General features: G+C 47.5%; 15 protein-coding genes and 1 tRNA gene. 10 read left to right on the forward strand and 6 right to left on the reverse strand.

The features are described 5' to 3' along the window. Window positions 1-118: 118 nt before the first annotated feature. A tRNA-Ser gene (locus N7268_RS17985) sits at window positions 119-206 on the reverse strand. A 233-nt stretch (window positions 207-439) separates the two neighbouring features. Here N7268_RS17985 and ghrA point away from each other — a divergent pair. The 4 genes from ghrA to N7268_RS18005 all read left to right on the forward strand — a co-directional run bounded on the left by ghrA (window position 440) and on the right by N7268_RS18005 (window position 3,528). Beyond that, a complete protein-coding gene (gene ghrA / locus N7268_RS17990; protein WP_260863938.1) occupies window positions 440-1,378 on the forward strand; it encodes a glyoxylate/hydroxypyruvate reductase GhrA in 939 nt (312 codons plus the stop codon). 250 nt (window positions 1,379-1,628) lie between these two features. After that, window positions 1,629-2,366 carry a phosphatase gene (locus N7268_RS17995; protein ID WP_198903669.1) on the forward strand — a complete coding sequence of 246 codons (738 nt, stop codon included), beginning with the start codon at window positions 1,629-1,631 and terminating at the stop codon, window positions 2,364-2,366. Between the two features lie 23 nt (window positions 2,367-2,389). Next, window positions 2,390-2,944, forward strand: a complete 555-nt coding sequence (locus N7268_RS18000) for a molecular chaperone (RefSeq protein ID WP_260863939.1) — start codon at window positions 2,390-2,392, stop codon at window positions 2,942-2,944. Between the two features lie 101 nt (window positions 2,945-3,045). Beyond that, window positions 3,046-3,528, forward strand: a complete 483-nt coding sequence (locus tag N7268_RS18005; RefSeq protein ID WP_260863940.1) for a DUF1097 domain-containing protein — start codon at window positions 3,046-3,048, stop codon at window positions 3,526-3,528. Window positions 3,529-3,572: 44 nt separating this feature from the next. Here N7268_RS18005 and csgG read toward each other — a convergent pair whose 3' ends face one another. The 4 genes from csgG to csgD are packed head-to-tail and all read right to left on the reverse strand — an operon-like array spanning window position 3,573 to window position 5,918. Beyond that, window positions 3,573-4,406, reverse strand: coding sequence for a curli production assembly/transport protein CsgG (gene csgG, locus N7268_RS18010; RefSeq protein WP_198903672.1), 834 nt, complete (start codon window positions 4,404-4,406; stop codon window positions 3,573-3,575). A gap of 25 nt (window positions 4,407-4,431) precedes the next feature. After that, the gene (gene csgF, locus N7268_RS18015; protein ID WP_198903673.1) at window positions 4,432-4,845 is read right to left on the reverse strand and encodes a curli production assembly/transport protein CsgF; all 414 of its coding nucleotides are present in this window, start codon (window positions 4,843-4,845) and stop codon (window positions 4,432-4,434) included. 25 nt (window positions 4,846-4,870) lie between these two features. Continuing rightward, entirely contained in the window at window positions 4,871-5,263 is a 393-nt protein-coding gene (csgE, locus tag N7268_RS18020) for a curli production assembly/transport protein CsgE (protein ID WP_045441570.1), read from the reverse strand. Between the two features lie 4 nt (window positions 5,264-5,267). Next, entirely contained in the window at window positions 5,268-5,918 is a 651-nt protein-coding gene (gene csgD, locus N7268_RS18025; RefSeq protein ID WP_198903675.1) for a biofilm master transcriptional regulator CsgD, read from the reverse strand. Between the two features lie 763 nt (window positions 5,919-6,681). Between csgD and csgB the strand changes: the two genes are divergently transcribed. The 6 genes from csgB to N7268_RS18055 all read left to right on the forward strand — a co-directional run bounded on the left by csgB (window position 6,682) and on the right by N7268_RS18055 (window position 10,571). Then, on the forward strand, window positions 6,682-7,137 hold the full coding sequence (gene csgB / locus N7268_RS18030; RefSeq protein ID WP_260863941.1) for a curli minor subunit CsgB: 456 nt from the start codon (window positions 6,682-6,684) through the stop codon (window positions 7,135-7,137). A gap of 41 nt (window positions 7,138-7,178) precedes the next feature. Beyond that, complete coding sequence (gene csgA / locus N7268_RS18035) at window positions 7,179-7,631, forward strand: curli major subunit CsgA (RefSeq protein WP_260863942.1); 453 nt, start codon at window positions 7,179-7,181, stop codon at window positions 7,629-7,631. A 60-nt stretch (window positions 7,632-7,691) separates the two neighbouring features. Further along, complete coding sequence (gene csgC / locus N7268_RS18040) at window positions 7,692-8,024, forward strand: curli assembly chaperone CsgC (RefSeq protein WP_260863943.1); 333 nt, start codon at window positions 7,692-7,694, stop codon at window positions 8,022-8,024. 160 nt (window positions 8,025-8,184) lie between these two features. Beyond that, window positions 8,185-8,505, forward strand: a complete 321-nt coding sequence (locus N7268_RS18045; protein ID WP_260863944.1) for a type 1 fimbrial protein — start codon at window positions 8,185-8,187, stop codon at window positions 8,503-8,505. A gap of 100 nt (window positions 8,506-8,605) precedes the next feature. Then, complete coding sequence (gene ymdB / locus N7268_RS18050; protein ID WP_260863945.1) at window positions 8,606-9,148, forward strand: O-acetyl-ADP-ribose deacetylase; 543 nt, start codon at window positions 8,606-8,608, stop codon at window positions 9,146-9,148. Further along, a complete protein-coding gene (locus N7268_RS18055) occupies window positions 9,081-10,571 on the forward strand; it encodes a phospholipase D family protein (RefSeq protein ID WP_260863946.1) in 1,491 nt (496 codons plus the stop codon). The genes ymdB and N7268_RS18055 overlap by 68 nt, the downstream gene beginning before the upstream one ends. On the opposite strand, the gene mdoC is transcribed toward N7268_RS18055, so the two are convergent. Further along, window positions 10,566-11,729 (reverse strand): glucans biosynthesis protein MdoC, encoded by a 1,164-nt coding sequence (gene mdoC, locus N7268_RS18060; RefSeq protein ID WP_260863947.1) that lies wholly within the window; start codon window positions 11,727-11,729, stop codon window positions 10,566-10,568. The genes N7268_RS18055 and mdoC overlap by 6 nt on opposite strands. Window positions 11,730-11,983 lie beyond the last annotated feature (254 nt).

The following is an 11,983-nucleotide window of genomic DNA, read 5'->3' on the forward strand; positions in this document are numbered from 1 at the left end:
TGTGTTCTTCGTCTTCAAGGCCCGGGCGACCGGGCTTTGTTTTTTTGAGGTTTTCGCTTTAGGGCAAATTGCAGATGAAAAAAAAGCCCGCATATCAATGCGAGCTCTTCTTTAAATATGGCGGTGAGGCGGGGATTCGAACCCCGGATACGTTGCCGTATACACACTTTCCAGGCGTGCTCCTTCAGCCACTCGGACACCTCACCATATTGTCGTTCCTGCGTTACCGGAACGGGCGCTAATGTAGGGGAAATACCGCCCTGACGTCAATCATCTTTTATAAAAAATCGTGTGTTTACACAAACTTCAAACAACATGCAGCATAAATAAGCGGAAATAGCTTTTTTTGCCAGCACTCTAAAATTTGCTATGCTGATGTTCCCCAAAAAAGATGATTATAAGTGCGAGAAAATTCCGCATAACACATTCAGGAGACAACATGGACATCATTTTCTACCACCCCACATTCGATGCAGCCTGGTGGCTGAAGGCGCTGGCTAAAGCAATACCGGGCGCAAATGTCCGTGAGTGGAAGCCGGGTGATAATGCCCATGCTGATTATGCACTTGTCTGGCATCCACCGGTTGAAATGCTGGCCGGACGCAAATTAAAAGCGGTATTTGCGCTTGGCGCCGGTGTAGATTCTATTTTGAGCAAACTCAAAGCTCACCCGGAAATGCTGGATGCGTCAATCCCGTTGTTCCGCCTGGAAGATACCGGAATGGGCCTGCAAATGCAGGAGTATGCGGTGAGTCAGGTGTTGCATTGGTTCCGTCGCTTTGACGATTATCAGGCGTTAAAAGAGCAGGCGAAATGGCAACCGTTGCCAGAGTATACCCGCGAAGAGTTCACCATCGGGATCATGGGAGCTGGGGTGTTGGGCGCGAAAGTTGCTGAGAGTCTGCAATCATGGGGCTTTCCGTTGCGCTGCTGGAGCCGTACCCGCAAATCCTGGCCTGGCGTGGAAAGTTTTGCCGGAACGGCAGAGTTAGGCGCGTTTTTAAGTCAAACGCGTGTGCTGATTAACCTTTTACCCAATACGGCAGAAACGGTCGGCATCATCAACGCCGGGTTGCTGGATCAGTTACAGGATGGCGCGTATGTGCTTAATCTGGCGCGCGGTGTCCACCTTAATGAAGATGCGCTTCTGGATGCACTGAACGGTGGAAAACTCAAAGGGGCGATGCTGGACGTCTATAGCCGTGAACCGTTGCCGGAAGAGAGCCCGCTGTGGAAACATCCGCGTGTGGCGATGACGCCACATATTGCCGCTGTAACGCGTCCGGCAGAAGCGGTGGACTATATCTCGCGCACTATTACAGGTCTGGAACGTGGCGATGCTGTCACGGGTCAGGTCGATCGCGTTCGGGGATATTAATACCAACCCGTTACTTTACGCGCCATCTGCGTTGGCTACGATTGTTCACCCAAATCACTGACTCAAGTCAGCGCATCGGAAATCATGAGGGACATCGCTGTCCCTCGCCGTAAGTCAGCCTTTGGCTGGTCAACGTCTTTCCTGACTCATTTGTTACTCTCCTGGCGCATATCTGCGACTCGCATTATTTAGGGTATTAATGGTGGCGATACCTGCTATCCTTGACGAAAAATGATTACAGGAGAGAGTTATGTATCCCGTTGACCTGCATATGCATACCGTCGCCAGCACCCATGCTTACAGTACTCTGAGTGATTACGTCGCTGAAGCCAAACGTAAAGGCATCAAATTGTTTGCCATTACCGACCATGGGCCGGATATGGCGGATGCTCCACACCATTGGCATTTTATTAACATGCGTATTTGGCCGCGCGTGGTAGATGGCGTGGGCATTCTTCGTGGTATCGAAGCGAACATTAAGAATGAAGCGGGGGAGATCGACTGCTCCGGCCCTATGTTCGACTCTTTAGATCTGATTATTGCGGGCTTCCATGAGCCTGTTTTTGCGCCACATGATAAAGCCACCAACACGCAGGCGATGATTGCGGCGATGGCCAGTGGCCATGTGCACATTATCAGCCATCCAGGAAATCCGAAGTATCCCGTTGATTTCACAGCTATTGCTGAGGCTGCTGCGAAATACCAGGTCGCTCTGGAAATCAATAACTCCTCGTTTTTGCATTCACGTAAGGGTAGCGAAGACAATTGCCGTGCCGTTGCCGCAGCGGTACGTGATGCCGGAGGTTGGGTCGCATTAGGATCGGATTCCCATACTGCGTTCACATTAGGGGAATTCGGCGAGTGCCGTAAAATTCTGGATGATGTGAATTTCCCGGAAGATCGAATTTTGAACGTATCACCAAAACGCTTACTGGCGTTTCTGGCTTCGCGCGGCATGGAGCCTGTCGCGGAATTTGCTGAACTGTAATTGCTAATAACTGGAATATATCGATGAACGAGTTTTCTATCCTGTGTCGTGTACTGGGCTCGCTGTTTTACCGCCAGCCGCAGGACCCTTTACTGGTCCCCCTGTTTACCATGATTAGCGAAGGTAAACTGTCCGCCAACTGGCCGCTCGAACAGGACGAGTTGCTGACTCGCCTGCAGAAAAGTTGCGACATGTCTCAGGTAGCCGCGGATTATAACGCGCTGTTTGTCGGCGAAGAGTGTGCCGTGCCACCTTATCGTAGCGCCTGGGTAGAAGGCGCGACAGAGTCTGATGTTCGCGCTTTTCTCTCCTCGCGCGGGATGCCGCTGGCCGATACGCCGGCTGATCATATTGGTACGTTGTTGCTGGCCGCTTCATGGCTTGAAGACCAGTCTGCTGAAGATGAAAGTGAGGCGCTCGAAACTCTGTTTGTTGAGTACCTGCTTCCCTGGTGCGGTACGTTCCTTGGCAAAGTTGAAGCGCATGCGGGCACCCCGTTTTGGCGCACCATGGCGCCACTGACCCGCGATGCAATTGGCGCGATGTGGGATGAGTTGCAGGAAGATACCGAAGAATAAATGTGATGCAGATCACGCATGCATGCAACTGAGCTTATAGTCTTGCATAAATTGTGTGCACGATCTCATTAACATGCCGTTTTTCTGATAAGATGCGCGGCATGAACATACTTATTTCTATTGCAATCACAACGGGCATTCTCTCCGGGATCTGGGGATGGGTGGCCGTTTCTCTTGGTTTACTCAGCTGGGCGGGTTTTCTGGGCTGCACAGCCTATTTCGCCTGCCCGCAGGGTGGGTTGAAAGGGTTGTGGATCTCAGCGAGCACATTGCTAAGCGGTGTGGTGTGGGCGTTGGTCATTATTAACGGTAGCGCGCTGGCTCCCCACATGGACATTATCGGCTATGTCATCACCGGTATTGTCGCCTTTTTGATGTGCGTTCAGGCGAAACAATGGCTGCTTTCATTTGTACCCGGTACGTTTATCGGTGCATGTGCAACGTTTGCAGGGCAGGGGGACTGGCGACTGGTTCTGCCTTCTCTGGCACTTGGACTGGTATTTGGCTATGCAATGAAAAACAGCGGGTTGTGGCTGGCTTCACGCCGTGAAAATCGGGTATCTCAATCGCTGGTCAGTAAATAAAAAAGCGTGAGGTTTCCCTCACGCTTTTTTGGTTATCTCGACTATCAGGATTCCGGGGGAACCGACATATGGCGGTATTTAACCAGAATATCGTTTTGCACTTCTTTCTTATCCTGCAAATCCCACAAGCCGCGATCGATTCCGTCATTAATCAGGAAGATAACGCCAGTTTCAATGGCTGACATCAGACAAAGCATAACCGGTTCGTTAGAGGTATAGCCAATTTCACCTTCCAGAAGACGTTGGTAGTCAATGAAACGGAATACCCCCGCCTGCACTTCATAAGACAGAATGGTTTTGCTGGTATTGACCGAGGAAAGGATCTCACCGGTACTGACGTTAACCACGCGCAGGTTTACCGCAATTTGGTCGAGTTGGTATTGTGTATCTGCACCGATACCGAAATAGCGCGCACCGACCCCACCCGATTTCACGTTGCTTTCATAACCGATGATCGAGCCTTCAACCATAATATTCGCAGCAGTCAGCGACTGGAGTGGAATACGGTTGTTGATCGCCACGGTGCCATTTTCCTGTGCTGCACGAATGATTTTTCGTTCGTTCAGCAGGTTTTGTAATCCCTGGCGTTCCAGCGGAATAAACCAGCGGGAATCCTTCAACGCAGTGACTAACATCGCCGTGGCACTTTGCGGGACGGCGGTTGAGAAGTTACTTGCCGGGTAAGGTTTAAACTGACCCGTTTCATCCTGAATATTGTATACCGACACGAAGATTTTCCCTGTCGGCATTGGCAGGTGCGTCAAGTCCTTATAGCTTTGTGCTCGCGGCATTAATGTCGGTTTAGCGGCTTCTTTTGGCGGGGCTGTCAAGCAACCGCTCAGTAAAAACATGGCAACCAGAATAAGTAAGCGCTGCATGGTTTATTCCTTTCGTAGAGATATCTTAGAAATCGGTTGACTGTGTTTGTAAACCCGACACTTCTATCGTCGATGTTTTCCCCGTTTTCCTGTCCGTGACATTTAATTGCAGTTGTCCATCCCGGTTGGCGATATCAATGATAAAATCATTGGTTACCATCCTTCCCGGCTTACCCGTATTAATATTCGTGAGCAGCCCACCGAGTATTTGAGACTGGATAGCCTGGGTAAAGTTATCCAGTGCGGAAGGGGTTTCAAACCCGAAATCATCGCCACTCGGATCTTTATAAGAGTTTTGCGCCTGAGCACTATTTAATAGAAAAGATCCGTTGTTAGGGTTACCCCCAAAGTTAGGGTTGCGGAACTGGAACGTCATGTTTCCGGCCCAACTTAATGGTGAAATTAGCATGAGCAAAACGACTGCATGTTTGACACGCATGAAAGCCTCCGGACAAAATCATGTTTTAGAATTCATCGCGCGCTAAATCGCTCGTGCTTAATAGTGTTTGATCTATTTGCCGGCGACTTAATGCTTCTTCAGTTTGTGCCAATGCGAAGACCACTGTTTTTTCGAAGTCTCTTTTCGTTGGGAATAAAAAAGTCTGGAAGATAACGTCCTGATTAACCGTTATGGTGATCCAACTTCCCCAACGTGCACTGGGCCTTTCATTGATGGTTAAATTTCCTGTGTATTCGCTTTCCCACTTGTCACTAAATGCACGATAAAAATCGTGTCCAATTGAAGAGACAGTGTGGTCAGTTAATAGTCCGGGAACCTCCACTTCTACGGCTGCGTGTAGATTCCCGGCAGCAAGGAATAAATTTGCTGCCACAATCCAGGTCAAATAGCGTTTCATGGCATTATCGCCTGAGGTTATCGTTGGCCCACGAGACCGCCTGCGTACGATTTTTGACAGCTATCTTTTTGAAAAGATTATAAAGATGCGTTTTTACCGTATTTTCACTGATAAACAGTGAACGGGCGATCTCGATGTTTGAGGCGCCAATACGCAGTTTATTAAGGATCTCTTTTTCACGATGAGTGAGTAGCGCCGACTCCGTGCTGTTATAACGATAGTTTCCAGAATGGGTGATCAAGTAACTGGCCAATTTTTGCGAAAAGTAGCATTCGCCTCGCAAGACACCTTGCAACCCGCTAATGACTCGCTGCTCATCTTCTGTTGCGTAGAACACACCATTGATGTGCGGCCAGTTTTCAATATCCCGGTAAGGATAATCATCGGGTGTATTCAACAATAACGTCTTTATATTGTTGTTTTTTCTGCTCAAATTATCTTGCCAGTAATGGATCAGTTTTTTATCTGCCTCCATCATGTCCATTAAAACAATACAGCTGGCAGATATATCATCCAGAGAACGTTGAATATTATGTAGTTTTCCGGTTAGCGCCAGTGATTGCTTTAAATGTTGTAATAATGCAGTTGCCTGCAAAGAGGGTTTAGTGATCAACAATAATGTATGACTATGAATACTATGGACTTCATTAAACATGATGAAACTCCACTTTTTTTAGTCGCACACCTGACAGCTGTCTCTACTAAAATAGAGGCACCAGAAGTACTGACAGATGTTGCACTGCTGCGTAGAAATAAAATATCGACCCTATTGGGTGAAAATATAAAAACAAATGGACTTCAACTGTTTTCAATCTAGCTATTACAAATCTTAAAGCAAGTGTTAAACTTGTAACAGGATGTAAAATTATATATTAAAATGTGATTTTATGGTTTTTATGGAGTTTAGATTTGATAGAAAAGTTGTACATTTAACTGTTATTGCATAGATTTAAAAAATCATACAAATTATATTAATATAATGATTTATAAAGAGTTAATTTATAGTACTTTGATTTTGTCATTCTAATGAATTCAGAATTTTTTGTCTCACTTTACGTTGGACAATTTTTGAGAGAAAAAAATGAGGCTTGTCACGACTTGTCTCCGACCCTATCGCGTTACCGTGTTGAAAAGCCCTGAAATCGTTGCATGCAGCCGTTTTATGCCACTGCATAGAAATGCATGATTAACGCCACAACGGAAATAAAATCTGTACATATCGCGGCGTTATTAACGGCTAATTAGCACTTTGGTGTGAATCTGGATATAAAAATACCACTCGCGGGTGAGTTATTTAAAATGTTTCAGCGGACATACTCTTCATCGTAACGTAGCGTTAACAAAAGTAAGCTATGTTAACAACAAATTTGAGTGGTAATTAATTTAACTTCATGTACGACCAGGTCCAGGGTGACAACATGAAAAACAAGTTGTTATTTATGATGTTTACAATGCTGGGTGTGCCTGGGATTGCATCCGCAACAAGTTATGATTTAGCTAATTCAGAATATAACTTTGCGGTAAATGAATTAAGTAAGTCTTCATTTAATCAGGCAGCCATTATTGGTCAAGTTGGTAATGCAAATAGTGCAAATACCCGCCAGGCGGGCTCGAAGTTATTGTCAGTTATTTCGCAAGACGGTTCAGGTAACCGAGCGAAAACAGAACAGACAGGATCATATAACTTTGCATATATTGATCAAACGGGTAGTTCCAATGATGCGAGTATAAAGCAAGGCTCTTACGGTAATACGGCGATGATTATCCAGAAAGGCTCTGGTAATAAAGCGAATATTACCCAGTACGGCACACAAAAAACAGCAGTTGTGGTGCAGAGACAGTCGCAAATGGCCATTCGCGTTACTCAACGCTAATCCACTAACGACGTTTAAATCAATCCGATGGGGGTTTTACCATGAAACTTTTAAAAGTGGCAGCATTCGCAGCAATCGTAGTTTCTGGCAGTGCTCTGGCTGGTGTTGTTCCGCAATGGGGCAATAATAATCATCACGGCGGTGGTAGTAATTTCGGCCCGGATTCATCAATGAGTATTTACCAATATGGGTCTGGCAACGTTGCGAATGCTCTGCAAAGTGATGCGCGTAAATCAGATGTGACCATCACACAACATGGGCGTGGTAACGGTGCAACCGTCGGGCAAGGTGCTGATGACAGTACCATTAACCTGAAACAGACTGGCTTCCAGAACAGTGCCACTATCGATCAGTGGAATGCCAAACGTGCTGATATTAGCGTGACCCAGTACGGTGGTCGTAACGGTGCGGTAGTTAATCAGACTGCATCTGACTCCAATATTCTGGTTCGCCAGGTTGGCTTTGGTAACAGCGCGACAGCTAACCAACACTAATTCAGCTTTCTGACTGATAATAAACAGGGCGAAAGCCCTGTTTTTTTTCGGGAGAATACTATGCATACGTTATTACTCATTGCCGCGCTGTCAAATCAAATCACATTCAATACAACGCAGCAAGGTGAGATGTACACCATCATCCCTCAGGTCACACTGTCTCAACCCTGCGTATGTCAGGTACAAGTTCTGGCATTACGTGACGGGAAAAGCGGTCAAAGCCAAACTCAACAGAAAACAACGCTGTCTTTGCCCGCTAATCAAACGATTGATTTAACCAAACTCAGTTTAAATATATCTGCTGATGATTCGGTCAAGATTGTGGTTACTGTTTCCGACGGGCAGTCTTTGCATCTATCGCAACAGTGGCCCGACTCAACCAGCCACTCATGATTTTTTATTTATTTGCATAAAGGGTGTGGCTGGGAGCGCGGCGCTGTTCTATGAATATAAATACTCGTCATCGTTAAAGTTGTTTGCGCGTTAGCCGTTAATCGTAGCGGTGAAGGATCACGCCGATCCCTCAAGGATGATTAATCATTGAGGAACCTTTATGTGTACATTATCTAATCGTTTTTTTAGTACGATGTTGTGCGCGTTTTCGCTTTATACGGCCTGTGCAACTGCTCAGCAAATCTCGCCTGGCGGAGTCATTCATTTTCGCGGCGAAATCGTTGAATCCCCTTGTGAAGTCAGTACACATCAACAACAAATAGAATTGTCATGTATACGTGATGGTGAAATATACAATAGTCGCTATAACGAACAGCAAGTAATGATGTCCCCCCAGAACGTTAAACAGATTGCCTCGGTGAAAATGCATTACCTTAATGAGCAGAAAAACCTCGCTATTCTTGATATTGAATATAAATGAAGGGTTCTGGCGTAGATATGCAAGCGATCCCTTAAAAAGTGAGATTTCATGGAAAACCCTGCTGTACACTTAGAGAAAGGTGTTTTGTCAGGGGAAATTTATGCAATCGCGAGTTCATGTGTTACATGGCGACATTACGACGACCGCTGTTGATGTGATCGTCAATGCGGCTAACTCTTCGCTGCTCGGAGGGGGTGGTGTCGATGGCGCCATTCATCGCGCTGCCGGACCTTCGTTGCTGGAAGCGTGCAAGCGGGTTATACAACAACAGGGCGAGTGTCCGACCGGTCATGCCGTGATTACGCTTGCCGGTGCTCTGCCTGCAAAAGCGGTGATTCATACAGTCGGGCCGGTCTGGCAAGGGGGCGATCACCATGAAGCGGAGCGACTGGAGGAGGCCTATTTTAATAGTCTGCAACTGGCATTAGCGAATGGCTATCAGTCCATTGCATTTCCGGCTATCAGCACGGGCGCTTACGGTTACCCGCGGGCTGCAGCGGCAGAAATTGCGGTCAATACGGTGTTGAAATTTATTACCCGTCGGGCGCAGCCTGAGCAAATTTACTTCGTTTGCTATGATGATGAAAACACCCGACTTTATAATCGATTGCTCACCCAACAAGGCGATGACAATACGGCCTGATATGACGCGACTCGAGCGTGCCATCACCCCTCTGTGCGCCAGCCATCCTGCGGAATGTGGCATTCTTGCGCTGGATGACAGCCTCGATGCTTTTGCGGCTCGCTATCGGCTTACGGAAATGGCGGAGCGCACCCTGGATGTGCAGTATTACATCTGGGAGAACGACATGTCCGGGCTATTGCTGTTTTCGGTGTTGTTAGCGGCGGCGAAACGTGGGGTGCGGGTCCGCTTGCTTTTGGATGATAACAACACGCCGGGTCTGGATGATACGCTGCGCTTGCTTGATAACCATCCTAATATCGAAGTCCGCCTGTTTAATCCCTTTTCATTTCGCATCTTGCGTGCCCTGGGTTATTTAACCGATTTTGCCCGGCTCAATCGCCGCATGCACAATAAAAGTTACACCGCTGACGGCGTCGTTACGCTCGTTGGAGGGCGCAATATTGGCGATGCTTATTTTGGCGCAGGTGAACAACCGCTGTTTTCCGATCTGGACGTAATGGCCATCGGGCCGGTTGTTAAAGAGGTTGCCGATGATTTTGAGCGCTACTGGCACTGCCGATCGGTTTCTACATTGCAGAACGTTCTGGAGCTGTCTGAACCCGAATCACCCCAGCGTATTGAGCTTCCTGAATCCTGGTACAATGATGATATTACCCGCCGCTATCTGCATAAGCTGGAAACCAGCCAGTTTATGACCCACCTCGATCAGGGGGCATTACCGTTGATTTGGGCAAAAACGCGTCTGCTCAGCGATGATCCTGTCAAAGGTGAGGGGAGGGCACCGCGACATTCGCTCTTGCCACAGCGTTTGTTCGATGTCATGGGGTCGCCCAGCGAACGCATTGATATTATTTCTGCCTATTTTGTGCCAACGCGCGCCGGCGTGGCTCAGCTACTGCGGCTGGTCAGAAAAGGGGTCAAAATTGCCATTTTAACCAATTCGTTGGCGGCGAATGACGTTGCGGTCGTCCACGCGGGCTATGCGCGCTGGCGGAAGAAATTACTGCGCTATGGTGTGGAATTGTATGAGCTTAAACCAACGCGCGATCGTGTTACGGTGGTGCACGACCGCGGGTTAACCGGTAATTCTGGCTCCAGTCTGCATGCGAAAACCTTCAGTATTGACGGTCGTAAGGTCTTTATTGGTTCGCTTAATTTTGACCCTCGTTCAACGTTACTCAATACCGAAATGGGATTTGTCATTGAAAGCGAAGTGCTGGCGGCGCTGATTCATAAGCGTTTTATGCAAAGTCAGCACGATGTTGCCTGGCAATTGCGCCTCGACCGCTGGGGCAGGATCAACTGGGTCGATCGTCAACAAGGTACCGAAGTGGTGTTAAAAAAAGAACCCGCGACAGGTTTCTGGAAGCGGGTTCTGGTGAAGCTTGCGTCAGTATTACCTATTGAATGGTTATTATGACGCTCCAACTGCTTTGTTTTTATCCTGCTTAACGGGAGGTTTGCCCGAAAAGAGGAATTTCAGCAGCGGAATACGCAAATGGATTTCGTACAGTATTACTGCAATCCCGACCACAAACAGCAATCCACATAAAAAGCCAAGCAGATTCGACGAGATGTGCGGCGTGATAAAGGCGCCGAAAAACAGGGTTAATGGATGGTGCACCAGATAGATAAACAGCGACGCGTTGACAAAATAGGTGACGCGGGCTGACTGGAAGTTCAATAAACGGTGGCCAAGTGAGAATACAACGTTAACCATCCACAGCCCCATGACCATGGTGATCACATATTCCGTTTCGTACATCCATGCATCACCGTTTCCGTAACGCTGATTAAGCAGGTAGACCACAAACGCGAAGGCCGCGCCTAAGGTGCAACCCCGGGATGGCGTGGTGAACAGCGCTTTCAGGTTGGGGTTGATAAACGCCAGGGCACCAAGCATAAAGAAAGGCACATAGAACAGCGTTTGCATGACGACAAAATTAAACATGCCGTCGCTGAGAATGGAAGGATAGACGATAAAAATCGTCCGTCTGACCGCGGCATACCCCACACCTAATAATAAGAAAATCAGCGTTAACTTCATCATTGATGCGGGGGCTGTGGCGGAACCTTCGACGGGCGTTAGCCTTTTTTTCATCTGGCTGAACACCCACATACTCACGGTCGTTAAAACGACAAGCACGAGTAAAAACCACAAATGGGAAATCAGTTCCCAGGCAAGGGCGTTGTATTTGTCGTACGCGCTAAGGCTATGCCAGCTGTCAGCTTTTCCTTTCACATATTGCAGCATGATAAATTGCGGCAGCGTGAGCAGTGGAATAGCGGTCAGCATGGGAATACCGACACGTTCAACACGGACTTTCCACCACCGTTTTAATGGGTAGCGCAAAAAAAGCATGTATGAAAAATAGCCCGAAATAACGAAGAACACCTGCATGCGAAACGCATGAATGAAATCGTTAAAAAGGGTCAGCCACCACGACGGTTCTGCACTGTTCACATGCCAGGTATGCGTGGAATAGATCAATGAGATATGAAAGGGGATCCCCAACAACATCAGCCAGGCTCGGATGGAGTCAAGAAAGTATTCACGCGGTGGGGATACAGAGCTCATAGACAGTTACGTATTCTCAGACTTTTCGTCTTATCCCTAAGACGAATAATGGTTACATTCGAGGGCAACCCTACACGAAGTCCAACAACCTGTCTCCAGGATAAGCACTGAAAGTGGAAGCAGGCAGACGAACCTGATTAAACCATGAGCCAGCGCGCGAACAATACAGGGATTCAGTTGTCGGAATACCCGATTATCCATTAAAATGGATCGGATCAATATAAGCACACAAAGGGGGAAGTGCTTACTAATTA

The organism is Citrobacter sp. Marseille-Q6884 (genome assembly GCF_945906775.1).
GTDB lineage: Bacteria > Pseudomonadota > Gammaproteobacteria > Enterobacterales > Enterobacteriaceae > Citrobacter.